This is a genomic window from Ensifer soli (genome assembly GCF_041928815.1).
Lineage (GTDB): Bacteria > Pseudomonadota > Alphaproteobacteria > Rhizobiales > Rhizobiaceae > JBHFEI01.
Window position 1 is genome coordinate 20,152 of record NZ_JBHFEI010000005.1, and the last position, 23,513, is coordinate 43,664.

Below are 23,513 nucleotides of genomic sequence, written 5' to 3' on the forward strand. Positions count from 1 at the left end.
GAGGGCGCGTCACCAGCAGCTCTTCCTACTTCCCCTTGAGGACATTGTTGATCAGGTATTTGCCGTAGGTGCTCTTCCCGAGCGCCTTTCCGAGCGCTTCGAGCTGGCCGGCATCGATGAAGCCCTGATGGAAGGCGATTTCCTCGGGGCAGGCGATCTTGAAACCCTGGCGGCGCTCGAGCGTGGCGACGAACTCGCCGGCGTCGAGCAGGCTGTCGGGCGTGCCGGTGTCGAGCCAGGCATAGCCGCGGCCCATGAGCTCGACGCTCAGCGTGCCGCGCTCGAGATAGACCTTGTTGACATCGGTGATCTCCAGTTCGCCGCGCGCGGACGGCTTGAGATTGGCGGCGATGTCGACGACGTCGGAATCATAGAAATAGAGGCCGGTCACCGCCCAGTTCGACCGGGGCGCCGACGGCTTCTCCTCGATGGAAAGCGCCTTCATCGACGGATCGAACTCCACGACACCGTAACGCTCGGGATCGTTGACGTGGTAGGCGAAGACGGTGGCGCCGGTCCCGCGTCCGATCGCGCTCGTGAAGAGGTCGGTGATGCCGTGGCCGTAGAAGATGTTGTCGCCGAGGATCAGGCAGGAGGGATCGGAGCCGACGAAATCGGCGCCGATGATATAGGCCTGGGCAAGACCGTCCGGCGAGGGCTGCGCGGCATAGCTCAGACTGATGCCCCAGCGGCTGCCGTCGCCGAGAAGGCGCTCGAAGCTCGGCAGGTCATGCGGGGTGGAGATGATCAGGATATCGCGAATGCCGGCGAGCATCAGCGTCGACAGCGGATAGTAGATCATCGGCTTGTCGTAGACCGGCATCAGCTGCTTCGAGGTGACGAGGGTCATGGGGTGAAGCCGGGTGCCGCTGCCGCCCGCAAGGATGATGCCCTTCATGGAATTGTTCCTTCAGTCAGAGGAATGAGCCGGAGACGGAGAGTTCAGGACTGGGCGGCGTCGAGCGCACGGCGGACGACCGCCGCGGTGGAGATCTTCCAGTCCGGCAGCGTGACGCCGTGAATCCGGGCGAGCCGGCTGCAATCGAGGCGCGAATTGGCCGGGCGCTTCGCCGGCGTCGGATAATCGCGCGTCGGGATCCGCTTCACCTCGGCTGACGGCCCGTGGGCGGCGCGCGAGACGTCGAAGATCTCGACGGCGAAATCGGCCCAGCTCGCCTCCCCCGATCCCGTCATGTGGAAGACACCGCGAAGGTCCGGATCGGAACGCGTCGCGAGATTGCGGGCGACCGTGATGACGGCATCGGCGATGTCGAGGGCGGAGGTCGGGTTGCCGACCTGATCATCGACGACGGTCAAGTGGTCGCGCGTCATGGCGACGCGCAGCATCGTCTTCAGGAAGTTCTTGCCGAAGGGGCTGTAGACCCAGGCCGTGCGCAGGATGGCGTGGTCCGCGGTCGCCGCCGCGAGCGCCACCTCGCCCTCGCGCTTGGTGGCGCCATAGACGCCGAGCGGCGCGACCGGATCGGTCTCCTCGTAGGGCGCGGCCTTGCTGCCGTCGAAGACGTAGTCGGTCGACAGATGAACGACCGGGACACCGAGGTGCGCCGCCGCCTTGCCGATCTCGCCCGGCGCCAGCGCATTGACGGCATGGGCCGTCGCCGTTTCGGTCTCCGCCAGGTCGACGGCGGTATAGGCGGCGGCGGAAACGATCACGTCGGGCCTCGCCGCGACAATCGCGGCAGCGATGGCGGCCGTGTCGGCGAGATCGAGATCCGGACGCCCGAGCGGCTCTATGACGATGTCGGGGTGGAGCGCGCCGCGTTCGACGAGCGCGGTGACCACCTGCCCCTCGCGCCCGGTGACCAGGATACGGATCGGCTCGCCCGTCATGCCTGGGCCTTCTTCGCCTCGGCCTGGCCGATGAGGCCGAGGCGGCTGCCGTCATAGCCCTGGCGCAGCGGTCCCCACCACCACTCGTTGTCGAGGTACCACTTCACCGTCTTCTCGATGCCGGTGTCGAAATTCTCCTGCGCCTTCCAGCCGAGCTCGGCCTCGAGCTTCGTCGCGTCGATGGCGTAGCGGGCGTCGTGGCCGGGACGATCCTGCACATAGGTGATCAGCCGCTCGTGCGGCCCGGCCTCGGGGCGGAAGCGATCCATCAACGCGCAGACGCGCTTGACCACGTCGATGTTGCGACGCTCGTTGCGGCCGCCGACATTGTAGGTCTCGCCGATCCGGCCGCGCTCGGCGATCAGGTCGAGGGCCCGGGCATGGTCCTCGACATAGAGCCAGTCGCGGATGTTGGCGCCGCTGCCGTAGACGGGAAGCGGCTTGCCTGCCAGCGCATTGAGGATGATCAGCGGAATGAGCTTTTCCGGAAAATGATAGGGGCCGTAATTGTTCGAGCAGTTGGACACGACGACGGGCATGCCGTAGGTCCGGGCCCAGGCCTTTGCCAGATGGTCGGAGGAGGCCTTCGAGGCGGAATAGGGCGAGCTCGGATCATAGGGCGTCTCTTCGGTGAAGAGGCCGTCGTCGCCGAGCGATCCGTAGACCTCGTCGGTCGAGACGTGGAGGAAGCGGAAAGCGTCCTTTGCCTCTCCGTCGAGCGACTGCCAGTGGGCGCGGGCCGCCTCCAGCATGGTGAAGGTGCCGATGACGTTCGTCTCGACGAAGTCGCGGGCGCCGGTGATCGAGCGGTCGACATGGCTCTCGGCGGCGAGATGCATGACCCTGTCGGGACGGAAGGAGGAGAAGGCGTCCGCGATCGCCGCCCGGTCGCAGATGTCGGCCTTGAGGAAGCGATGGTTCGGCTGGTTGTCGACGGTCGAGAGCGAGGTCAGCGTCCCGGCATAGGTGAGCTTGTCGACGGTGAGGACGTCATATCCCTTGACCGCGACCAGATGCCTGACGACCGCCGAGCCGATGAAGCCGGCCCCACCCGTGACGAGAACGCGCATGATGTTCTTTCCATCTTTCCATCTGCGGCCATGCACGGCGCATGGCACCGGCGACGGCCTGTCTTCGTTTCGCACCGACGGCAGGCCAGGGCTCCGGCCGGCCGCAGGGCCGCGTGTCATGCCTTGTAGGTAAAGCTTTCCGGCAGGTCGGAGAGGCGGGGCTGGCGGCGATCCTTGTCCGACAGGGTTGCCTTGTCCTCGGAAACGGGCCAGTCGATGCCGATGGCGGGGTCGCTCCACAGCAGGCCGCGATCGTGCTCGGGACTGTAGTAATCCGTCACCTTGTAGCTCACCAGCGTGTTGTCGACGAGCGTGCAGAAGCCGTGGGCGAAGCCTGGCGGCACCCAGAGCTGGCAGCCGTTCGCCTCGGAAAGCTCGGCCGCGACGTGCTGGCCATAGGTCGGGGATCCGACGCGGATGTCGACCGCGACATCGAGGATCGCGCCGCCGATGCAACGCACCAGCTTGCCCTGCGCCTTTGGCTCCAGCTGGAAATGCAGGCCGCGCACCGTGCCGCGGTCGGCCGAAAGCGACTGGTTGTCCTGGACGAAGGCGAGATCGCCGGCATGCTCGGCGAACAGGCTCTGCCGGAAGGTCTCCATGAAGTAGCCCCGGTCGTCGCCGAACCGCTTCGGCGTGATCAGGAGCACCTCGGGAATCGCCAAACGCTCGAAGTTCATAAGTTCCCCTGCCTGTCTCTCAAACTTGCCAATCCCCGCACCTGTTACACGGCATGGGCCGCCCGTTCAATCAAAAGTCGTCGCACGGGCCCGCGGGAGCGCCGCCGGAGGCGCCCGTCGCGCGCACAGAAGCCAAATTCATCAGCCATGCACAGGACTTTTTTTGGGCACTTCGGCGGGCAAGGCATGCCGGCGCGCAGCGGCGTTGCCGCGCGGCTGGCAGCCGGGCTTTTTTGGCCCCGGCATCTTGTCTTTTGCCGCGACATGGCAAATAGGCTGGCAGATCGCCAGGCGCAGCTTGGCCCGGCGCCGGCCAGGAGCGCCGCCGAACGCTGAAGGATGCTTTCCCTCCATGTCGAAGCCCCGGATCATGATCGACGGTTACAATCTCGCGCTCGAGAAGGGAACCGGCATCGCCACCTATGCCCGCAACCTCAGCGAACAGGCGACCGGCCTCGGCCACAAGGTCGACCTTCTCTACGGGGTCAAGGCGGCAACCGGCAAGAACGCGCTTCTCTCCGAGGTCACCTTCTTCGATCCGGGCGGCAAGCCCGTGACCACGTCGCAGGTGGTCCGCCGCCTCGCCACATCGCCGTGGGGAATGACGGCGAAGCAGGTGCCGATCACCGGCAAGGTCATCTCGACGACCTTCCGCAACCGCCTGCCGACCTACGACCGGATGTTCAACCTCCGGGACGCGTATTCCTTCTGCCGCTGGCATTTCCGCGTCTACCGGCAGCCGCTGCCCGTCACCTATGAGGAGCCGGCATCGATCGCGCACTGGACCTATCCGATGCCGATCAAATTGAAGGGCGCGGCCAACATCTACACGATCCACGACCTCGTGCCGCTGCGTCTGCCGTTCGCCACGCTCGACAACAAGCGCGAGTTCTACCGCATCGTCCGCAACATCTGCGACAAGGCCGACCATATCGTCACCGTCTCGGAAATTTCCAAGCGCGACATCGTCGAACTGATGGGGATCGACGAGAGCCGCGTCACCAACACCTATCAGGCCGTCAACCTGCCGAAATCGATCCTCGAACGCTCCGACGAGACCGTGATCAACGAGGTGGAATCGATCTTCGCGCTGGAGAACCGGAACTATTTCCTTTTCTTCGGCGCGATCGAGCCGAAGAAGAATGTCGGCCGCATCATCGAGGCCTATCTCGCCAGCGGGTCGAAGATCCCGCTCGTCATCGTTGGCCAGCTGGTCTGGAAGAACGACGACGAGCTGCGCCTGCTCAACATGAAGATGACGGACACGGCCGGCCGCGAGCGTCCGCCGGTCGGAAAGCCGGGGGTCTCGTCGAGCCGCCGGTCGCGCGGCGGCGGCGGGGCCGCGTCGATCATCAAGCTCGACTATCTGCCGCTGTCCATGCTCGCCTCGCTGATCCGCTGCGCCCGCGCCGTGGTCTTCCCGTCGCTCTACGAGGGCTTCGGTCTGCCGATCCTCGAAGCCATGCAGCTCGGCACCGCAGTGCTGACCGGCGACCAGGGCGCCAATCCGGAGGTCGCCGGCGACAGCGCGCTGATCGTCGATCCCTACAGTGTCGCCTCGATCGCGGCCGGCCTGCGCACGCTCGGCTCCGATGACGATCTGCTCGCCCATCTGCAGGCGGCCGGCCGCGAGCGGGCAAAGCTCTTCTCCCCCGCCGTCTACGACCAGCGCCTGACGGAACTTTATACCAAGCTCGCCTGACGGGCCGGACCGAGCGGGCGGGCGGGGAGACCCTTTCCGCTCGTCACGGGATCACCGGATGTGCGCGTTGTTGCTGCCGCCTTGCGCGGCGCCGGGGCGGCCCCGCTTCGGCTGGACCGGATCTCGGCCGTTCAGTCCTTGCTCGCCTGGATCAGCGTGAAGGTCAGGGCGGTCAGAAGCGCGAGCGCCGGGGTCGCCGCGGTCTGCGGCTTCGAATCATGGTCGGAGTAAAGGCCGACATTCGCCATCGGCTTGTCGTCCGCCCGCTGGCCGCTGTTGCCCAGCGTCCACCAGCCCTCCGCCAGCAGCCGCTCGACGACGAAAGCGGCGAGATCGATCGAACGCGACGGGGAGCCGGGCGGCATCACGTCCTTCGACGACGGATCGCCCTGGTTGAGGATCAGGTAGTAGAGCCGGCGCACGTCCTCGTCGATCTCGTCGTTTCCGACCTCGGCCGTCGTCAGCTTGCGCCTCAGCGCCCGCAGTTCCTTTAGCGTGACCGGCTCGGACACGGCCACACGGGAAATCTCCTCGGCGAAGCGGTCCTGGTTGTCGCTGTCCTTGCTGATCAGCTCCGACAGGATCGAGTCCGGCGCGAGCTGCCGGTTCTTGATCACCTTGGCCGCCCCGCGGATCCCGTCCAGAAACGCCTCGCGCCGCAACTGTGCCTCCCGCTCCAGCATGCGCGACACCGTCAGGGCCAGATCGTTGACGAGACGCGCGGCAGGCGACTCCGGTGACGCCTCGGCGTAGCTGCGGGCCGACACCAGAAGGTCGTCAAGGGAGGAGGAGGCATCGTTCATGCTGGGTCACTTGCGTTCCTGTATCGGCCCACCCTTAGTCGATCGGGCACGCCATATCCATGATTATTCGCGTCCGCCGTCGCGCCGGAACGGTCGCGCCCGCTCAAAGCAGCGGGATATAGTCGTTCTCGCCGGTCTCGACCAGTTCGTCGACGGCACCTTCCCCGTCCGTCAGCTTCGCATCGCCGAGGCGCGCCTTGGCGGCCTCCGCGCTCTCCACCTCGACGATCCGGTGGTTCTCGATGACAAAGAAGGCATTGCAGAAGTTTGAAAGAAGCCGCGGCGTGCTGGTGACGATGAGGAAGCCCGACTGCTTCATCCGCTCGCGCACCAGTTCCTCGCACTGTTCGCGGAAGGCCCCGGTTCCGCCGACGACCGCGCTGTCGGCGATGTAGAGGTCGAAGGGGATGGCGTAAGAGGTGGTAAACATCAGCCGCGTGCGCTGCTCGCGCGTCAGGGCGCCGAAGGGCTTTTCCGTCACCTCCTTGCTGACCTCGGCGAAGTCGCGGATGAAGCGCAGGATCGGCACCGGATCATGCCCGAAGACGCGGCAGAGGAAGGCGATGTTCTCACGCGCGCTGAGCGAGCCGTTGAAGACGCCGCCGCCGGCGACCGGAAAGGAGATCAGCGCCGAACGGCGCACCCGGCCGGCATCCGGCAGGAGCTTGCTGATCGCGAGGTTGACGAGGGTCGACTTGCCGCTGCTCGATGCGCCGAGCACGCCGCTGACCCGGCCTGCGTCGAACAACGCGCTTGCCTCCTCGAAGACCTTCGTCTTGCGCTTCTTCTCGCGCAGCGTCTTGCCGACATTGACGAATTCGATGCCCATCGCCTTGCCTCGCTTCTGTCCGGCGCCTTGAGCGCCGCGCCTCACGTCAAGTCAGTGCCGCCCGGATCGCCCGGATCCATCCCGGCCCGTCGAGCGGATCGACAAGGACGGTCCCGTCTCCGGCGATCTCGCGGAACACCGGAATGTCGGAAAGGATGCAGTCGACGCCGAGCGCGCGCGCCTCCAGCACCGGGATGCCGAGCCCCTCGGTGAAGGAGGGAAAGAGAAGCGCGCGCGCGCCCTTCAGCAGCACCTGAACCTCGTGGTCCGCCAGTCCCGGCATTTCCCGGACGCATCCGCGCAAGGCCTCGCAGCGGTCGAGCATGTCGACGACGTTCTCGTTTTCCCATCCGCGCTTGCCGACGATGACGAGATAGGGCGGCTCGCCGGCCCGCGCCAGTTCCCGCCAGATATTCAGCAGGAGAAGATGATTTTTCCGCGGCTCGATCGTGCCGATCGTGATGAAATAGGGCCGTCCGCCCTCGGCAAGGGCTCGGACCTCGGCCCTTGGCGGTGCCGCGGCGACCGCTCCGGCGACGAGATCGGGAATGATGACCTCGATGCCGTCGAGCGCGATCGCCTTGCGCGCGGCGAAGGCGGCGAAGCGACGGGCCGTGTCGTGGGAATTGGCGACGACGACGAGCGGCCTTTCCGTCACCTCGTCGAGATAGGCGGTGAACTGCGCCTGCGTCTGCGGCCGCTGATACTCCGGATACTCGATCGGGATCAGGTCGTGGATATAGACGAGCCGCCGCATCCGGCCGGAAGGGTCGAGGCTGCGCAGGCCGCCGCGCAGGCGCCCCAGCCCGGAATGGGAGGCGACGACATAGGTCGTGTCGGACAGCGCGGCCGCATCGGGGCGTTTGCCGAGGCGCGCGCGCGCCGCGTGCCCGAGAAAGGCGACAAGCCCCGACCGCCGCCGCGCGGCCGGCCGCGCCGTGCCGGTGGTCCAGGCCGCATCCATCCGGCGGAGAAGGGCGACCGAGGCCGCGCGCGGCAGCATGCACCAGCCATGCAGGCCGGCATGGACGAAATCGCAGGCATCGCCGAACCGCGCGACGAGATCGAGGGCGATGGCAAGGTCGATACGGTCGACGCCCGTCGCGAACGCATTGTGGCGGCAGCGATAGAGGCGCGATATGTCGAAGATCACCCGTCCGGTCGCAATCGGCACCGGCGCCATCACCATGCGGTACACGCGTCGCCCTCGATTCTCGCGCTGACATGCGCCTGCTCGCCGTCGCGCGGCAGCGAAAACGCCTCCGCGCCGGCCTCCGTTTCCCTCTGCGTCCGTTGCCCGGGCGCGTCAAGGGCTTTCCGCGCGGGAGGGCCTCGCCCTCCCCGAAGCCTAAACCGTTCGACATTCGCGCAATCCGGCGCTATAGGGCGTGCCGGCAATCTTCGGTCGGACCGCGCAGGGGCGCGGAACGGCCTGCGCCGCCGGACAACCGGTCTCCGGCGGCGACAAGACGTGAGAGACCGGGTAAACCGCAAGGATCAACGCCCTTTGTCCAAAGAGCTGATTGACATCGTGTCGTCGACGGGCACCATTCCCCTGTCCTGGGTCACGACGAATGGCAGCGCGAACTATCTCAATCTCGGCGACGCGCTGTCACCGGTGATCGTGTCGATGCTGAGCGGCCTGCCCGTCCGGCACGTCAACGCGAAATCGGACAGCGTGCGCATGGCGGCGGTCGGGACGATCGGCCAGATGTTCGCCGGCGGCGACGTCTCCTTCTGGGGCACCGGCACCTCGCCGCACAAGAACCCGAACCAGCACACCGAGGAGAAGGTTCTCTACACCCGGCCGGCCGACACCCGGATCACCGCCTATGCGACCCGGGGCCCGTTCAGCCGCCGCATCCTCGCGCCCGACGCCACCAACCCGGCCGTCTATGGCGATCCGCTCTGGCTGCTGCCGCGCTTCCATGACGCGCCGAAGGAAAAGACGCACGATCTCGGCGTCATCCTCCACCTCTCCGAACTCGACGACCGGGCCTACGACGCCCATCCGAAGGACGATTCGAAGCGTCACCGCATTCCGGCCGACCTCGCCGGATCGGTCAAGCTGATCAATACGGTGACGCCGGTGACGATTGCCGCGCTGCGCGAGCGGCTCGACGAGATCCTCGCCTGCAAGCGCATCGTCTCGACCAGCCTGCACGGCATGGTGTTTGCGGAAAGCTACGGTATTCCCTGCCTCTATTTCTCGCCGCGCTCGCGCCAGGCCGGTCTCGGCCGGATCGAACTCGAAGCCGAAGAAGGTCTCGACCTGCGCTTCGTCGATCTCTATGGCGGCCTCGGCGAGACGGTGCTCGACGTCTGGTACCAGCCGCGCCGCGAGGAGACCGACTGGGACGCGCTGATCCGCGCCATCGATGCGACCTGGCGGCCGAAGGTGCTGGACGAGGAACGGCTGATCGACAGCTTCCCGCTGCCGCTCGCGCCGCTGTCCAAGGGTGAGACCGGCAGCGCTTTCGACCATGCCGTCATCGGCGCGCTCCCGACGCGCAAGAAGACGGTCGTCGAGGCGCAGATCACCAGCGACGGCATCCTGCCGAGACTGTGGCGCAAGCTGACCCGCTAGCGGCGCGGCCGGCGCGGCAGGGCGGGCATTGGCACCGCCCTTTGCGCGGACACCGTGCATTTCCGAACGACAGGCCCCCAAGGAGACCAGTGTGGTATTTGCCAGGGCGAGAGAATTCTTCCGCGTTCACAAGACGCCCGCGCTCGGCTGCGTGAAGGCGGAGGAGGACGGTTCCGCGCCTTCCATCCGGCTGTCCTGGGTCTGGACCACCGCGCAGCATCCGGACGTCAATCTCGGCGACGCCTTGAGCGCGGTGATGGTCTCCGCCATCGCCGGCCTGCCGGTGGAGCGCGCCTCCTTCGGCCAGAAGGCCGAGCGGCTCGCGGCGGTCGGCACGATCGGCCATGCCCAGCACAACGGCATCGTGCATTTTTGGGGGACGGGCTTCGATCTCAAGCGCGACTGGCACGGGGCCCTGACGGGCTACCGCGTGCCGGCGGACACGGAGCTGCGCATCCATGCGGTGCGCGGCCGCCAGACCGGCCAGTACCTGCGCGGGCTCGGCCTCGACGTGCCCGAGATCTATGGCGACCCGGTCTGGTTCCTGCCGCGCCTCTTTCCTTTTCACGACCTCGGGAAGGATCGGGAGCTCGGCGTCATCGTCCACATCTCCGAACTCGACGAGGCGACGGCGGCGGGACGGGTCAAGGCGTCGCTGGTGCGCTACGGACTGCCGGCGGAGCTTGCCGCATCGATCCGCATCATCAACACCTATGCGCCCGCGAGCATGGCGGCGATGGAGGCGAAGATCGCCGAGATCGTTTCCTGTCGCCGCATCCTGTCGACCAGCCTGCACGGCCTGGTCATCGCCGAGACCTACGGCATCCCCTGTGCCTGGTTCGCCACATATGCCGGACAATCCGGCTATTTCGCCAATGACGGCGACCGGCCGATCGACCACCGCATGATCGATTTCTACGGCGGTGCCGACCGCGAGGCGGTGCTCACCTACTGCCAGCCGTTGCACCAGCCGACCGACTGGGACGACGCCATCTCCTTCATCGACCAGAACTGGACGCCGCTCGACTATGACGGAAAGGCGCTGTTCGACGCATTCCCGCTGAAGCGGGCGGTACGTTTCTCGCAGAAAGTGTGGCGCCGGAAGCCGGAGCTTCTGGAAAACAATCCCTATTGATCAATAAATTGCGGATGTTTGCTCACGTTGCCCCTTCAAGGGGCGCATCGCCGCCGGACGGTAAGTTTTCGTCAACCAGCCCGGGCCTATGCTCCCGCCGGCTCCGCTGCATACGCGCATCTTCGGGTTGCATATCCGGATGGCACGTGACGGCAGGGCTGCGGTCCGCGCTCCTGCGTCGCGCGGACGCATCGGCAAGGGCGCGGCGGATCACCGATTGTCGGGCTCGCGATTTTGTTATATCCCACCCCGAACCGTGGCGCGGGGCCGGGCGAGTTCCACGCCGCGCGCAGGATGGGCAGTAGGACGTTTGATGCGATACAGAACATATCTGCGTGGGTCGTGCCTCGTGCTGACCTGTCTGGCCCTGACCTCCTGCAACGCCCTGCCGAGCTCCGGCCCGAGCGTCGGCAAGATTCTCGAAGTCTCCAAGGAGGCCTATGCGCCCTATACGCTGATCGAGGTCACCGCGCCGCTCATCAACATGATGTCGGGGCGCGGCCAGGTTCAGCTTTTCTCCGCCTTCGGCAATGCCCGCAAGAAAAGCTCGTCGCGGATCGGCATCGGCGACACGATCGTCGTCTCGATCTGGGAGGCCTCGAGCGAGGGCCTGTTCGCCTCCGCCGTCGGCGGCCGCGGCGGCGGCGCGATGGTGCCGGAACAGCCGGTCTCGGAGAACGGCACGATCACCGTCCCCTATGCCGGAACGATCACCGTCGTCGGCAAGACGCCGGGCGAGGTCAAGGCGCAGGTGGAGAAGGCGCTGCAGGGCATGGCGGTCGAGCCGCAGGTGCTGATCAGCGTCATCAAGAACCTGTCGAACACCGTCACCGTCACCGGCGAGGTGGCCAATAGCGGCCGGATTCCGCTGTCGGCGCGCGGCGAGAAGCTTCTCGACATCATCGCGATCGCCGGCGGGCCGCGCAAGGATGCGCATGAACTCGCCGTGCAGATCTCGCGCGGCAACCGCACCGAGACGATCCCGATGGAGCGCCTCGTCTCCGATCCGCGCGAGAACATCTACGTGCAGCCGGACGACGTCATCGCGCTGATTCGCCAGCCGCGCAGCTTCACGGTGTTCGGCGCCTCAACCTCGAACGAATCGGTCCAGTTCGACGAATCGCGGCTCTACCTCAACCAGGCGCTCGCCAAGGTCGGCGGCCTCAACGACGAACGCGCCAACGCCAAGGGCGTGTTCATCTATCGCTCCGAGCCGGTCGACCTCGTGCGCAGGCTCTTCCCCGGCAAGCCGATCCAGTCCAATGACGGCCTCGCCAACGTCATCTACCAGATCGACCTCAAGGATCCGAACGGCTTCTTCCTGCTGAAGAGCTTCGAGATCTACAACAGCGACCTGATCTACATCGCCAATTCGTCGCTGGCCGAGGTGCGCAAGTTCGCAACCCTCGTCTCCTCGACGGCGGCGCCGGTCGCCCAGGCGGCCTCGATCAACAATACGCTGAGCCGCTGACGGCGATCCCCGCCGAAGGACCGCGGGATGCCCCGACCGCCGGGGGCTGCCGTCAGGCGCCCGGAAATTCTACCCGTTGCAACCCTGACGACCTGAATCAGGATTGCCAAGTTTCAGCGTTTCATGCATGATCCTTAACGAAATGTTAAAGACATACCGCACAGTCGCGACGTCGCGTTAACGATTCAATGTTTAATGAATTGCAGTTTCAGGGAAGGATTGTCCGTCCTTCACGCCCGGCATGACAGCTCTGCGAGATCGACCGTGACAACACATCGAACCATCAGGAAGGATGCAGGGCTGTGACAGCGTCGACGATCCTGTTGCTGGCCTATGCGATGGTGACCATCTTCTTTCTTCTGCGGACGCATGAAGAGGGCGAGATCAGCGGCGCCGGCTGGGACCGCTCCCGGATTGCCGGGCTCATGGCCTGTGTCGCATGGCCCGTCGTGCTGGTCGTCGTCGCGGCGGTCGTGTTTCGCGCCTCGAGATCTACGCGCGTCTCTGCCTGACATCTGAGCGCGCTTCTCCGCGAGGACACGGACGGATCTGGGAGAGGGCTTGCGCGCCTGACGCAGGCGGACGGGCGTATCGCCGCGACTGTCGGTCGCCGGAACATTTTTTCTGATCACCGGCTCACCGAACGTGCTGCAGCCTCTCGTTCCGGCTGCAGTGCTTGACGCCGGAGGCCATCCCGCGTCGGCTGGAAATACGCTCTCCTCCTGCTCCTGTCGCATCGTCCGACGCAAAAGCGATTCCGCTTCGGCTGGAGATGCTTGATGCCGCCGCGACTGCAGCCGGATTCCTCCCGTTCCGCCACGCTCTTTCCTTGATTGACTGCCTTATTCTGCCTGTCCGCCGGCGGCGGCGATAGCGCCCGGGGCGTCGCAGCGGCAAATGCCGCGGCGGCCGCCATGAAACCGGCGTGACAGCCTTGCGTGCCGTTGCCGGGTGCGGGAAGAAAAGCATGAGATGTCGGGCGGCGATGCGAAGGCCGCGCGCCCGGCAAGACGGATCGCCCGGCGCGAGCCTGCGCGGAACGAGGGTGCGGGCGCAGGGCGGATGCCGACGGAGATGAATCGCAAGACGGGGAGCAGAGCGGGGGTCGGCTTTTTCCTGGCGGTGACGGCGGCCGTCTTCGCCGGCATCGCGGCCACGTTTCTGCTGGCCAACGACCTGAAGAACCTGCGGGTCGTTGCCGCTCGCCTCGGCTATCCGCTGCCGGAGACGCGACCGATCCCCGCCGAGGCGCCCGTTTCCGCCCTGCCGGAACCGCAACGGCATCGCGAGCCGCAACAGGTGCTGCTGCCTGCCTCCCTCCTCGCCGACATGAACGCGCCGGCCCAGGCCTTCACCCGCATGATCCGGAAGGACCCGGAAGCACTGTGCCGGTCGCTGTCAGGCCTCGGCCTTGGCGCGATGAGTTGGTCGACCAGCCCCTTCGATCACACATCCTGGGAATGCTATGCCCTTCGGGAGCAGGGACAACCGCTCGAGGAGGACAAGGCGCCGTCGTCGATCTTCGTCGCACTGCGCGGCGACGGCGAGAACCGTGCCGCGTCCTTCCGCTTCAAGCTCAACATCGAGGATCCGGCCGACCGGACGCGGCTGACCGACGAGGCGGCGACGGTCGCCGCCACCATGCTCGGCATCCTCGGATGGCAGGACGACGGAACGATGGAACGTCGCATCCGCGCGCTGGAGCCCTTCGATATCCGCCAGTTCGGCAGCCGCGCCCAGTTCAAGCGGGAATTCGGCCCGGCCGAGCGCTACAACTTCCATCTCAGCCGCGACCGCCAGACAGCGAAGCGCTCCGACTTCTTCGATCCGGACCGCTGGCTGCCCGTCGCCTTCGACGCGCCGCCGACGCCCGGCCATGTCCGGCAGGCGCCGCCTAGGGACGTATCGAAAGTGGTGAAGGGCGGGCGCCTCGGACCGGCGACCCGACCGTTGGAGGACCGAGAGGCGTCGTCGATCGCATCCCGCGATGCCGGCGCCGGAGGCGACGACCGCGACCCGGAACGCCGGTAGCCGAACTTGCAAGCGTCGGAAATATTCTGTATATACTCTTAAAGATCGATGCAACATTCGACAATATTTCGATTTCAGACAGTATTGCACCAAAACAATACAGATGCTGCAGGACATGTTCCATCCTGTCGGGGAAGGCAAGACGGGATAGGACGGGAGATTCGCCCATGCCGGGAAAACCGACGATGCCGCTTGCTTTCGAGCCCGCCCCTCCGTCACGCAGGCCTGCCCTCTCCGCCGTGCGACCGCCGCGCCTTGTCCCTCCGGCGGGGCGCGATCCGCGTGCCGCCCGCCCGGTCCAGCTCGCCGTGAAGCGCGCCATCGATATCGCGGCGGCGACGGTCGGGCTCGCTCTTCTGGTGCCGCTCCTTCCGCTGATCGCCGTAGTCATCCGCCTCGACAGTCCGGGACCCGTTTTCGTCCGCGATCTCCATCTCGGCCGCGACGACATCCCCTTCAACCTCCTGGCCTTCCGCACAGGCCGCTGGGACGGCAGGGGACGCGCCCGCCACGGCGACGAGGAACCGACGCGGATCGGGCCGTTGCTCCGCGCCTCGGGCCTCGCCGCGCTCCCCCGGCTCTGGAACGTGCTGAGAGGCGACATGGCCCTTGTCGGCCCCCTGCCCCATGCGCCGGACCTTGCGATCGGCGGCCGACCCTGCCTGCATGCTGTTCCGGACTATGCGGAACGGCATTGGCTGCGTCCGGGCCTTGCCGGTCCTGCCGGCGCCATGGCCGGCGCGGACGACGCCGCGCTGGTCCGGCGCGACCTCGATTATGTGCGCCATTTCAGCCTCGTCACCGACCTGCGCATCCTTAGGAGGAGCGCGGCCGGCGCCTTGCGGCGTCTGGGAAAGGCGCGCCGGGCACGGGTCAGCGACTGAAGCGTGTCGACAGGATGATCGACGACAGGGTTCGCTCCACGCCCGCAAGCGTGCCGATCCGGTCGATCAGCATGTCCAGCTCCCCGACCGAGCCCGCATGCACGACCGCGATCAGGTCGAAGCTGCCGCTGACCGAATGCAGCGAACGGATCGCGGCGATCGCCTTCAGCGCGGCCGTAACCTCGCCGAGCGCGCGGGGCGCGAGCGTGATCAGCACATGCGCCTTGACCAGCGCCGCCTCCGCGGTGTCCGAAAGCCGCACCCCGTAACCGGCGATGACGCCGTCCCGTTCCAGCCGTTCGAGCCGGGCCTGAACCGTCGTGCGCGACAGGCCGAGCCGCCGTGCAAGCGTCGCGGTCGGCATGCGCGCATTCTCGCCAAGAAGGTCCAGAAGAGCGCGATCCTTGTCGGTGATGGTCATTTCGCCCTGCCCGATCGGCGGAAGGAGGAGATTTTATCGTCATATTGACCAGATTGCCGCTGCATTTCAACGCCACGACCGACGATACTGCCGCGAAAGGCAGCAGCCGGAGCCCCGGCCCACGACGCGGAGACCCATCATGACATCGATCGCCATCATCGGCGCCGGCAAGATCGGCGGCACCATTGCGCGGATGCTCGCCCATTCCGGCAGCTATGACGTCACCATCGCCGATATGTCGGAGGAGAGCCTGTCGCAGGTGGAGCGGCACCCCGCCATCGCACCGCGCCGGATCGACATCGCCGACGCCGCGGCGCTGGACGAGCTCCTCAGGGCCAAGACGGCGGTGCTGAGCGCGGCCCCCTTCCACCTGACGACGCGGATCGCCGACGCGGCCGCGCGCGGCGACCTGCATTATCTCGACCTGACCGAGGACGTCGCCTCGACGCGCCATGTCAAGGCGCTGGCGAAGGGCGCGTCCTCCGCCTTCATCCCGCAATGCGGACTGGCGCCCGGCTTCATCTCGATCGTCGCGCAGTCGCTTGCACGCGGTTTTGATCGGCTCGACAGCGTCCGCATGCGCGTCGGCGCCCTGCCGCAATATCCCTCGAACGCGCTCAACTACAATCTCACCTGGAGCACGGACGGCGTCATCAACGAATATATCGAACCCTGCGAGGCAATCGTCAACGGCCAGCTGGTCGAGGTCCCGGCGCTGGAGGAGCGGGAGGAATTCTCGCTCGACGGCGTGACCTATGAGGCGTTCAACACCTCGGGCGGCCTCGGTACGCTGTGCGAAACACTGAAGGACCGCGTCCGCACGCTCAACTATCGCACGATCCGCTATCCGGGCCATGCGGCGATCATGAAAGCGCTGCTCAACGATCTCGGGCTGCGCCACCGTCGCGAGGTGCTGAAGGACATCCTCGAAAACGCCCTGCCGCAGACGGTGCAGGACGTAGTGATCATCTTCGTCACCGTGTCGGGCTGGCGCGATGGCCGGCTCGTGCAGGAAACCTATGCCAACAAGGTCTACAGCGGCGCCGTTTCGGGACGCATGACCAGCGCCATCCAGATCACCACGGCCGCGAGCATCTGCGCCGTGCTCGACATGCTGGTGACCGGCGCCCTGCCGCAGACGGGCTTCGTCCGGCAGGAGGACATCCCGCTCGATGCGTTCCTCGCCAACCGCTTCGGCAGCGCCTATGGCGCGAGCCCGGCAGGCGAACGGCTCGCCGGCTGAACCGCTCCGCCGGCCTGATCGGCGTCAGGCGCGGCCGAACTCGTCGGCGATGCGGACGATGTCGTCGTCGGCGAGATAGGAGCCGGTCTGCACCTCGATGATCTCCAGCGCGATCTTGCCCGGATTGCCGAGCCGGTGCACGACGCCCTGCGGGATATAGACCGACTCGTTCTCCTGCAAGAGGCGTGTTTCCTCGCCGACGCTGACCTCGGCCGTGCCGCGCACGACGACCCAGTGCTCGGCACGATGATGGTGGCGTTGCAGCGAGATCTTCTTGCCCGGCATCAGCATCAGCCGCTTGACCGCGAAACGCTCGCCCTCCGAGATCGACGCCACCGAGCCCCAGGGACGATAGGAGGTCGGATGCACCTCCGTCAGCGGCCGCGTGGCGGCATCGGCCGCCAGCCGCTTGACGATGGCGCCGACATTCTGGCTGTCGGCGAGGCGGCCGACATAGACGGCATCCTCGCTGGCAATCACCGCGATCTCGTCCAGCCCCTGAACGGCGACATGGAGATCGCGGGAGATGACGAGCGAATTGCGGGTCGCCGAAAGTGTCGTGCCGGGGCTTGCCACATTGCCCTCCGCGTCCCTCGTGCCGGTCTTCCAGACGGAGTCCCAGGATCCGAGGTCCGACCAGGCAAAGGCCGACGGCACCACCGCCGCATGGGCCGTGCGCTCGAACACCGCATAGTCGACGGAAATGTCCGGCGCGGCGGAGAAGGCTGCCGCGTCGAGCCGGACGAAGTCGAGATCGTTCGCCGCGCGTTCGACGGCGAGCGATGCAGCCTCGAACACGTTCGGCTCGAAGGCGGCGAGCTCGCCGAGGAAGAGATCGACCGGCAGCATGAACATGCCGGAATTCCAGACATAGCGGCCGGTCGCGAGCATCTCCTCCGCCTTGTCGCGCGGCGGCTTCTCGACGAAGCGGCGGACGATATTGGCGCCCGGCATGATCTCGTCGCCGACCTCGATATAGCCGTAGCCGGTCGCCGGCTCGGTCGGCTGGATGCCGAAGGTGACGAGGCGCCCGGCCTCGGCGGCCTGCCGCGCCGAGGCGATGCAGGCGCGATAGACCGGACCCGCATCGATCTCGTGATCCGAGGCGAGCACCTGCAGGATCGCATCGGGCCCATGCGTTTTCAGCACGAAGGCGGCGGCCGCCGCCAGCGCCGGTGCAGTGTTGCGCGCAACCGGTTCCAGGAGGATGCTGCCAAGCGCGACGCCTGCCGCCCGCGCCTGTTCTGCGACGAGGAAGCGGAACTCGCTGTTGGTGACGATAACCGGCGGCTGATAGGCGGCCCGATCCGCCACCCGCGCCAGCGTGCTCTGAAACAGCGAGCCCTCGCCGAGGAATTCCAGGAACTGCTTCGGCGCCGCCGCGCGCGACAGCGGCCAGAGCCGCGTGCCCTTGCCGCCCGCCATGATCACCGGAACGATCGTACTGCCCATCTCTTCCGCCTCATCTGAAATGTCATGCACGGTGCCTGCACGCCGACCCGGTCGCGATCGGCGCCTTGCAGCATCGGACCAGAACAGCCGATGGGGCAAGCGCCGTCACGAACAAAAAACCCCGCCGGAGCGGGGTTTCGGATTAGCCGGCGAAGACCGTCTGCCGCAATGTCGTCAGGTCGGACAGGAACTGTTCGAGACCGGTGCGGTGCTCGTCGCCCGACGCGTTGGTCAGGTCGGCTTTCGCCGCCTCGATGCGCGCCTCGATCGAGGCGCGGTCCACATCCTTGACGTGCAGGGCGGATTCGGCGAGCAGCGTGCAGCCGGCCGGCACGATGTCGGCGAAACCGCCGAAGACCACGTAACGCTCGGTTGCCCCCGCAGCGGTCTTCACCGTGACGACGCCCGGACGGATCGTCGTCATCACCGGCGAGTGATGGGCCATGACCGTCATTTCGCCTTCCGTCGCCGGCAGGACGACTTCGGAAACCTTCTCCGAAATCAGGAGCCGCTCGGGAGAAACGAGTTCAAAGTTGAAACTGTCGGCCATGGGACTTCACTTTACCTCAAATGTCCGCACACATGTCAGGCGGACAGGATGACGTCGACGGCAAAACACCGCTTCGGGCATGGCGTCGCCGCGGCGGGCGGCGATGCCGGGCGAACCGGCATCGCGGATGTGTCAATCAGGCCGCTTCGGCGGCCAGACGCTTCGCCTTCTCGATCGCTTCGTCGATCGAACCGACCATGTAGAACGCGGCTTCCGGCAGGTGGTCGTAGTCGCCGTTGACGAGACCCTTGAAGCCCTTGATCGTGTCCTCGAGCGCGACGAGCTTGCCCGGCGAACCGGTGAAGACTTCGGCGACAAAGAAGGGCTGCGACAGGAAGCGCTCGATCTTGCGGGCGCGGGCGACGGCGAGCTTGTCCTCTTCGGACAGTTCGTCCATGCCCAGGATGGCGATGATGTCCTGGAGCGACTTATAGCGCTGCAGCGTGCCCTGCACCTTGCGCGACACTTCGTAATGCTCTTCGCCGACGATCATCGGGTCGAGCATGCGCGAGGTCGAGTCGAGCGGGTCGACGGCCGGGTAGATGCCCTTTTCCGCGATCGAACGCGACAGAACGGTCGTGGCATCCAGATGGGCGAACGAGGTTGCCGGCGCCGGGTCGGTCAGGTCGTCGGCGGGAACGTAGATCGCCTGAACCGAGGTGATCGAGCCCTTGGTCGTCGTGGTGATGCGTTCCTGCATCTGGCCCATGTCGGTCGCAAGCGTCGGCTGATAACCCACGGCCGACGGAATACGGCCGAGCAGAGCCGACACTTCCGAACCTGCCTGGGTGAAGCGGAAGATGTTGTCGACGAAGAACAGAACGTCCTGGCCCTTGTCGCGGAAATCCTCGGCGATCGTCAGGCCGGTCAGCGCGACGCGGGCGCGCGCGCCCGGCGGCTCGTTCATCTGGCCATAGACGAGTGCGGCCTTCGAGCCTTCGCCGCCGCCATGCTTGTTGACGCCCGACTCGATCATTTCGTGATAGAGGTCGTTGCCTTCGCGGGTGCGCTCGCCGACGCCAGCGAACACCGAGTAACCACCATGGGCCTTGGCGACGTTGTTGATCAGTTCCATGATCAGAACGGTCTTGCCGACGCCGGCGCCGCCGAACAGGCCGATCTTGCCGCCCTTTGCATAAGGTGCCAGCAGGTCGACGACCTTGATGCCGGTGACGAGGATCTGGCCTTCGGTGGACTGCTCGACATAGGCAGGCGCGTCCTGGTGGATCGCGCGCAGATGGGTACGATCGAGCGGACCGGCTTCATCGACCGGCTCGCCGATGACGTTCATGATGCGGCCGAGCGTGTGGTCGCCGACCGGAACGGAGATCGGCGCACCCGTATCGGTGACGGCCTGGCCGCGCACCAGACCCTCGGTCGAATCCATCGCGATGGTGCGGACGGCGTTCTCGCCGAGATGCTGGGCGACTTCGAGTACGAGGCGGTTGCCGTTGTTGTCGGTCTCAAGCGCGTTCAGGATCAGCGGCAGGTGACCTTCCTCGAAGGTCACGTCCACGACAGCGCCGATGACCTGAGTGACCTTGCCCACAGAGGCGGCAGCTTCAAGAGCCATGTTTCTATCCTCTTTCCCTAATCCTAGAGCGCTTCCGCGCCCGAGATAATTTCAATCAGTTCCTTGGTGATCTGCGCCTGACGCTGGCGGTTGTAGTTGAGCGTCAGCTTGTTGATCATATCACCGGCGTTGCGCGTCGCATTGTCCATGGCGCTCATCTTGGCGCCCATCTCACCCGCGACGTTCTCGAGCAGGGCCCGGAAGACCTGGACGGAGATGTTGCGCGGAATGAGGTCGCTGAGGATGGCGCCCGCGTCGGGCTCGTATTCGTAGATGGCGCCGGCGCTGCCGGCGGCCGTCGCATCGGCGGGCGCCGAGGCGGGGATCAGCTGCAGTGCCGTCGGCACCTGCGAGATCACCGACTTGAACTCGGAATAGAACAGCGTGCAGACGTCGAACTCGCCCTTGTCGAAACGGGCAATCACGTTGCGCGCGATCTGGTCGGCATTGACGAAGCCGATCTTCTTCACGTCACGCAGGTCGATGCGCTCGATGATCAACGAGGCATATTCGCGGCGCAGGATATCAAAACCCTTCTTGCCGACGCAGACGATCTTCACGGTCTTGCCGGCGGCAAGCAGCCGGCGGATGTGATCGCGCGCGAAACGCGCGATCTGGCTGTTGAAACCGCCGCAGAGGCCGCGCTCGGCGGTGCAGACGACGAGCAGATGCACGTTGTCCTTGCCGGTGCCGGTCATCAGGCGCGGCGCGCTGTCGTCGGCGCCGACGGCCTGGGCGATGTTGGCGAGAACGGCGCTCATCCGCTGGGAATAGGGCCGGGCCGCTTCGGCGGCTTCCTGCGCACGCCGAAGCTTCGCCGCGGCGACCATCTTCATCGCCTTGGTGATCTTCTGCGTCGCCTTGACCGAGGCGATCCTGTTTTTCAGGTCCTTAAGAGAAGGCATCCGTTATCCGTCCTAAATCGGGCCCCGATTACGCGAAGCTCTTGGAGAAGCTGTCGAGCGCGGACTTGAGCTTGGAGCGCGTGTCGTCGCTCAGCGCCTTTTCCTTGCGGATCGTCTCGAGGATCTCCTTGCCTTCCGAACGGAGGTAGGCGAGCAGGCCCTGCTCGAACTTGCCGACCTGGGCGACCGGCAGCTTGTCGAGATAGCCGTTGACGCCGGCGAAGATCACCGCCACCTGCTCTTCCGTCTTCAGCGGCGAGAACTGCGGCTGCTTCAGGAGTTCCGTCAGGCGGGCGCCGCGGTTGAGCAGGCGCTGCGTCGCGGCGTCGAGGTCGGAGCCGAACTGGGCGAAGGCGGCCATTTCGCGATACTGGGCGAGCTCGCCCTTGATCGAGCCGGCGACCTGCTTCATCGCCTTGATCTGGGCCGACGAACCGACGCGCGACACCGAGAGGCCGACATTCACCGCCGGGCGGATGCCCTGGTAGAACAGGTCGGTCTCGAGGAAGATCTGGCCGTCGGTGATCGAGATCACGTTGGTCGGGATGAAGGCCGACACGTCGTTGCCCTGCGTCTCGATGACAGGAAGCGCGGTCAGCGAGCCGGCGCCATTGGCGTCGGAGAGCTTGGCGGCGCGCTCGAGCAGGCGAGAATGCAGGTAGAAGACGTCGCCCGGATAGGCTTCGCGGCCCGGCGGGCGGCGCAGCAGCAGCGACATCTGGCGGTAGGAGACGGCCTGCTTGGAGAGGTCGTCATAGCCGATCAGAGCGTGCTGGCCGTTGTCGCGGAAATATTCGCCCATGGCGCAGCCGGCGAACGGCGCGAGATACTGCATCGGCGCCGGGTCGGAGGCCGTCGCGGCAACGATGATCGAATACTGCAGCGCGCCGCGCTCTTCCAGCACCTTGACGAACTGGGCAACGGTCGAACGCTTCTGGCCGATGGCGACGTAGACGCAATAGAGCTTGTCGTTGTCCGGGCCGTTGTCGTGGATGGCCTTCTGGTTAAGGATCGTGTCGAGGATGATCGCGGTCTTGCCGGTCTGGCGGTCGCCGATGACGAGCTCGCGCTGGCCACGGCCGACCGGGATCAGGGCGTCGATGGCCTTGAGGCCGGTCGACATCGGCTCGTGCACCGACTTGCGCGGGATGATGCCCGGCGCCTTCACATCGACGCGGGCGCGGCGAGTGGCGTTGATCGGGCCCTTGCCGTCGATCGGGTTGCCGAGCGCGTCGACGACGCGGCCGAGCAGTTCCGGACCGACCGGAACGTCGACGATGGCGCCAGTGCGCTTGACGGTGTCGCCTTCCTTAATGTCGCGGTCGGAACCGAAGATGACGACGCCGACATTGTCGGCTTCGAGGTTGAGCGCCATGCCGCGGATGCCGCCGGGAAACTCGACCATCTCACCGGCCTGAACATTGTCCAGACCGTAGACGCGGGCGATACCGTCGCCTACGGACAGAACCTGGCCGACCTCAGAGACTTCCGCCTCCTGGCCGAAGTTCTTGATTTGATCTTTGAGAATCGCGGAAATTTCCGCTGCGCGGATATCCATCAGCCAACCTCTTTCAGTGCAAGCTTAAGGCTCGAGAGTTTCGTGCGAAGAGACGTGTCGATCTGGCGCGAGCCGACCTTGACGATCAACCCTCCGAGGATCGACGGATCGATGACGACGTTGATCGCCACGTCCTTTCCGGTGACGCCTTTCAGCGCCGCCTTCAATTCGGTTTCCTGCGCCTCCGTCAGCGCATGGGCCGACGTGACGTCGGCGGAGATTTCGCCGCGATGACGCGCCGCGATGGCCTTGAAGGCCGAGATGATACCGGGGACGGCGAAGAGGCGGCGATTGCGCGCGACGACCTTCAGGAAATTTCCGGTGAGGCCGCCAATGCCGGCCTTTTCGACGATCGCGGAAATCGCCTTGAACTGGTCATCGGCCGAGAAGATCGGGCTGACGATCAGCCGCTTCAGATCGGCGCTGCCATCGATGAGGCTCTGGAACTGCGTGAGCTCGGCCGAGACCGCGTCCACCGTGCCTGCATCGCGGGCGAGATCGAAAAGCGAAGAGGCATAGCGCTCTGCAACACCGGAAATAAGCTGGGATGTGTCTGCCACGGGCACACGCTTCTCTCATCTTTATTCAAAATGTCAGCTTGCGGGGATCTGGCAACCTAAGATTTTGAATTTGTTGCTGTATTAAACACGGACACAGGGCTTGGCCACCCCGTTCCTGACGAAGTCGCGGTTCGTCTAGCATAGGATGTTGGGACTCGCAACACGCGAAGGCGGGCGAATGCCGCAGATGGCGCCTGTTTGACAGAAT

At 65.9% G+C, this 23,513-nt stretch carries 23 protein-coding genes; 8 read left to right on the forward strand and 15 right to left on the reverse strand.

Annotated features, from left to right (window positions below; genetic code table 11):
- Positions 1 to 25: 25 nt before the first annotated feature.
- The 5 genes from rfbA to ACEVQ6_RS08985 all read right to left on the reverse strand — a co-directional run bounded on the left by rfbA (position 26) and on the right by ACEVQ6_RS08985 (position 3,955).
- Positions 26 to 898 carry a glucose-1-phosphate thymidylyltransferase RfbA gene (rfbA, locus tag ACEVQ6_RS08965; protein ID WP_374888607.1) on the reverse strand — a complete coding sequence of 291 codons (873 nt, stop codon included), beginning with the start codon at positions 896 to 898 and terminating at the stop codon, positions 26 to 28.
- A gap of 44 nt (positions 899 to 942) precedes the next feature.
- The gene (gene rfbD, locus ACEVQ6_RS08970) at positions 943 to 1,836 is read right to left on the reverse strand and encodes a dTDP-4-dehydrorhamnose reductase (protein ID WP_374888896.1); all 894 of its coding nucleotides are present in this window, start codon (positions 1,834 to 1,836) and stop codon (positions 943 to 945) included.
- Between the two features lie 11 nt (positions 1,837 to 1,847).
- Complete coding sequence (gene rfbB / locus ACEVQ6_RS08975; RefSeq protein ID WP_374888608.1) at positions 1,848 to 2,921, reverse strand: dTDP-glucose 4,6-dehydratase; 1,074 nt, start codon at positions 2,919 to 2,921, stop codon at positions 1,848 to 1,850.
- A gap of 116 nt (positions 2,922 to 3,037) precedes the next feature.
- Positions 3,038 to 3,601: a dTDP-4-dehydrorhamnose 3,5-epimerase gene (gene rfbC / locus ACEVQ6_RS08980; RefSeq protein WP_374888609.1), complete on the reverse strand. Its 564-nt coding sequence runs from the start codon at positions 3,599 to 3,601 to the stop codon at positions 3,038 to 3,040.
- Between the two features lie 141 nt (positions 3,602 to 3,742).
- On the reverse strand, positions 3,743 to 3,955 hold the full coding sequence (locus ACEVQ6_RS08985) for a hypothetical protein (protein ID WP_374888610.1): 213 nt from the start codon (positions 3,953 to 3,955) through the stop codon (positions 3,743 to 3,745).
- Here ACEVQ6_RS08985 and ACEVQ6_RS08990 point away from each other — a divergent pair.
- Positions 3,954 to 5,303: a glycosyltransferase family 4 protein gene (locus ACEVQ6_RS08990; RefSeq protein ID WP_374888611.1), complete on the forward strand. Its 1,350-nt coding sequence runs from the start codon at positions 3,954 to 3,956 to the stop codon at positions 5,301 to 5,303. The two genes, ACEVQ6_RS08985 and ACEVQ6_RS08990, sit on opposite strands and share 2 nt — an antisense overlap.
- 131 nt (positions 5,304 to 5,434) lie before the next feature.
- Here ACEVQ6_RS08990 and ACEVQ6_RS08995 read toward each other — a convergent pair whose 3' ends face one another.
- From ACEVQ6_RS08995 to ACEVQ6_RS09005, 3 genes are all read right to left on the reverse strand, one after another.
- Positions 5,435 to 6,106, reverse strand: coding sequence for a hypothetical protein (locus tag ACEVQ6_RS08995; protein WP_374888612.1), 672 nt, complete (start codon positions 6,104 to 6,106; stop codon positions 5,435 to 5,437).
- A 103-nt stretch (positions 6,107 to 6,209) separates the two neighbouring features.
- Positions 6,210 to 6,935: a hypothetical protein gene (locus tag ACEVQ6_RS09000; protein ID WP_374888613.1), complete on the reverse strand. Its 726-nt coding sequence runs from the start codon at positions 6,933 to 6,935 to the stop codon at positions 6,210 to 6,212.
- A gap of 46 nt (positions 6,936 to 6,981) precedes the next feature.
- Positions 6,982 to 8,124, reverse strand: a complete 1,143-nt coding sequence (locus ACEVQ6_RS09005) for a glycosyltransferase family 4 protein (RefSeq protein ID WP_374888897.1) — start codon at positions 8,122 to 8,124, stop codon at positions 6,982 to 6,984.
- A 318-nt stretch (positions 8,125 to 8,442) separates the two neighbouring features.
- On the opposite strand from ACEVQ6_RS09005, the gene ACEVQ6_RS09010 reads away from it, so the two are divergent.
- From ACEVQ6_RS09010 to ACEVQ6_RS09035, 6 genes are all read left to right on the forward strand, one after another.
- Complete coding sequence (locus tag ACEVQ6_RS09010; protein ID WP_374888614.1) at positions 8,443 to 9,522, forward strand: polysaccharide pyruvyl transferase family protein; 1,080 nt, start codon at positions 8,443 to 8,445, stop codon at positions 9,520 to 9,522.
- A gap of 91 nt (positions 9,523 to 9,613) precedes the next feature.
- Positions 9,614 to 10,657, forward strand: a complete 1,044-nt coding sequence (locus tag ACEVQ6_RS09015) for a polysaccharide pyruvyl transferase family protein (protein ID WP_374888615.1) — start codon at positions 9,614 to 9,616, stop codon at positions 10,655 to 10,657.
- Positions 10,658 to 10,970: 313 nt separating this feature from the next.
- Positions 10,971 to 12,128, forward strand: coding sequence for a polysaccharide biosynthesis/export family protein (locus ACEVQ6_RS09020; RefSeq protein WP_374888616.1), 1,158 nt, complete (start codon positions 10,971 to 10,973; stop codon positions 12,126 to 12,128).
- Positions 12,129 to 12,430: 302 nt separating this feature from the next.
- Entirely contained in the window at positions 12,431 to 12,640 is a 210-nt protein-coding gene (locus tag ACEVQ6_RS09025; protein WP_374888617.1) for a hypothetical protein, read from the forward strand.
- A 562-nt stretch (positions 12,641 to 13,202) separates the two neighbouring features.
- Complete coding sequence (locus ACEVQ6_RS09030; RefSeq protein ID WP_374888618.1) at positions 13,203 to 14,159, forward strand: DUF6030 family protein; 957 nt, start codon at positions 13,203 to 13,205, stop codon at positions 14,157 to 14,159.
- Between the two features lie 167 nt (positions 14,160 to 14,326).
- A complete protein-coding gene (locus ACEVQ6_RS09035) occupies positions 14,327 to 15,043 on the forward strand; it encodes a sugar transferase (protein ID WP_374888619.1) in 717 nt (238 codons plus the stop codon).
- On the opposite strand, the gene ACEVQ6_RS09040 is transcribed toward ACEVQ6_RS09035, so the two are convergent.
- Positions 15,033 to 15,464: an Lrp/AsnC family transcriptional regulator gene (locus tag ACEVQ6_RS09040; protein WP_374888620.1), complete on the reverse strand. Its 432-nt coding sequence runs from the start codon at positions 15,462 to 15,464 to the stop codon at positions 15,033 to 15,035. The genes ACEVQ6_RS09035 and ACEVQ6_RS09040 overlap by 11 nt on opposite strands.
- Before the next feature lie 139 nt (positions 15,465 to 15,603).
- Between ACEVQ6_RS09040 and ACEVQ6_RS09045 the strand changes: the two genes are divergently transcribed.
- A complete protein-coding gene (locus ACEVQ6_RS09045) occupies positions 15,604 to 16,707 on the forward strand; it encodes a saccharopine dehydrogenase family protein (RefSeq protein WP_374888621.1) in 1,104 nt (367 codons plus the stop codon).
- A 24-nt stretch (positions 16,708 to 16,731) separates the two neighbouring features.
- Here ACEVQ6_RS09045 and ACEVQ6_RS09050 read toward each other — a convergent pair whose 3' ends face one another.
- From ACEVQ6_RS09050 to ACEVQ6_RS09075, 6 genes are all read right to left on the reverse strand, one after another.
- On the reverse strand, positions 16,732 to 18,159 hold the full coding sequence (locus ACEVQ6_RS09050) for a mannose-1-phosphate guanylyltransferase/mannose-6-phosphate isomerase (protein ID WP_374888622.1): 1,428 nt from the start codon (positions 18,157 to 18,159) through the stop codon (positions 16,732 to 16,734).
- Positions 18,160 to 18,301: 142 nt separating this feature from the next.
- Positions 18,302 to 18,709 (reverse strand): F0F1 ATP synthase subunit epsilon, encoded by a 408-nt coding sequence (locus tag ACEVQ6_RS09055; protein ID WP_374888623.1) that lies wholly within the window; start codon positions 18,707 to 18,709, stop codon positions 18,302 to 18,304.
- A gap of 136 nt (positions 18,710 to 18,845) precedes the next feature.
- On the reverse strand, positions 18,846 to 20,282 hold the full coding sequence (atpD, locus tag ACEVQ6_RS09060; protein ID WP_374888624.1) for a F0F1 ATP synthase subunit beta: 1,437 nt from the start codon (positions 20,280 to 20,282) through the stop codon (positions 18,846 to 18,848).
- A gap of 23 nt (positions 20,283 to 20,305) precedes the next feature.
- The gene (locus ACEVQ6_RS09065; protein ID WP_374888625.1) at positions 20,306 to 21,187 is read right to left on the reverse strand and encodes a F0F1 ATP synthase subunit gamma; all 882 of its coding nucleotides are present in this window, start codon (positions 21,185 to 21,187) and stop codon (positions 20,306 to 20,308) included.
- Between the two features lie 28 nt (positions 21,188 to 21,215).
- Positions 21,216 to 22,745 carry a F0F1 ATP synthase subunit alpha gene (gene atpA / locus ACEVQ6_RS09070; RefSeq protein WP_374888626.1) on the reverse strand — a complete coding sequence of 510 codons (1,530 nt, stop codon included), beginning with the start codon at positions 22,743 to 22,745 and terminating at the stop codon, positions 21,216 to 21,218.
- Positions 22,745 to 23,311, reverse strand: a complete 567-nt coding sequence (locus ACEVQ6_RS09075) for a F0F1 ATP synthase subunit delta (RefSeq protein ID WP_374888627.1) — start codon at positions 23,309 to 23,311, stop codon at positions 22,745 to 22,747. The genes atpA and ACEVQ6_RS09075 overlap by 1 nt, the downstream gene beginning before the upstream one ends.
- Between the last annotated feature and the right edge of the window lie 202 nt (positions 23,312 to 23,513).

Coding starts and splice junctions, on each gene's coding strand:
- ACEVQ6_RS09005 (WP_374888897.1), bottom strand. CDS start 8,124: ATGGTGATGGCGCCGGTGCCGATTGCGACCGGACGGGTGATCTTCGAC.
- ACEVQ6_RS09065 (WP_374888625.1), bottom strand. CDS start 21,187: ATGCCTTCTCTTAAGGACCTGAAAAACAGGATCGCCTCGGTCAAGGCG.
- rfbC (WP_374888609.1), bottom strand. CDS start 3,601: ATGAACTTCGAGCGTTTGGCGATTCCCGAGGTGCTCCTGATCACGCCG.
- rfbA (WP_374888607.1), bottom strand. CDS start 898: ATGAAGGGCATCATCCTTGCGGGCGGCAGCGGCACCCGGCTTCACCCC.
- ACEVQ6_RS09035 (WP_374888619.1), top strand. CDS start 14,327: ATGCCGGGAAAACCGACGATGCCGCTTGCTTTCGAGCCCGCCCCTCCG.
- ACEVQ6_RS09050 (WP_374888622.1), bottom strand. CDS start 18,159: ATGGGCAGTACGATCGTTCCGGTGATCATGGCGGGCGGCAAGGGCACG.
- ACEVQ6_RS09000 (WP_374888613.1), bottom strand. CDS start 6,935: ATGGGCATCGAATTCGTCAATGTCGGCAAGACGCTGCGCGAGAAGAAG.
- ACEVQ6_RS09055 (WP_374888623.1), bottom strand. CDS start 18,709: ATGGCCGACAGTTTCAACTTTGAACTCGTTTCTCCCGAGCGGCTCCTG.
- atpA (WP_374888626.1), bottom strand. CDS start 22,745: ATGGATATCCGCGCAGCGGAAATTTCCGCGATTCTCAAAGATCAAATC.
- ACEVQ6_RS09030 (WP_374888618.1), top strand. CDS start 13,203: ATGAATCGCAAGACGGGGAGCAGAGCGGGGGTCGGCTTTTTCCTGGCG.
- ACEVQ6_RS08995 (WP_374888612.1), bottom strand. CDS start 6,106: ATGAACGATGCCTCCTCCTCCCTTGACGACCTTCTGGTGTCGGCCCGC.
- ACEVQ6_RS09040 (WP_374888620.1), bottom strand. CDS start 15,464: ATGACCATCACCGACAAGGATCGCGCTCTTCTGGACCTTCTTGGCGAG.
- atpD (WP_374888624.1), bottom strand. CDS start 20,282: ATGGCTCTTGAAGCTGCCGCCTCTGTGGGCAAGGTCACTCAGGTCATC.
- ACEVQ6_RS09045 (WP_374888621.1), top strand. CDS start 15,604: ATGACATCGATCGCCATCATCGGCGCCGGCAAGATCGGCGGCACCATT.
- ACEVQ6_RS08990 (WP_374888611.1), top strand. CDS start 3,954: ATGTCGAAGCCCCGGATCATGATCGACGGTTACAATCTCGCGCTCGAG.
- rfbB (WP_374888608.1), bottom strand. CDS start 2,921: ATGCGCGTTCTCGTCACGGGTGGGGCCGGCTTCATCGGCTCGGCGGTC.
- ACEVQ6_RS09020 (WP_374888616.1), top strand. CDS start 10,971: ATGCGATACAGAACATATCTGCGTGGGTCGTGCCTCGTGCTGACCTGT.
- ACEVQ6_RS08985 (WP_374888610.1), bottom strand. CDS start 3,955: ATGGAGGGAAAGCATCCTTCAGCGTTCGGCGGCGCTCCTGGCCGGCGC.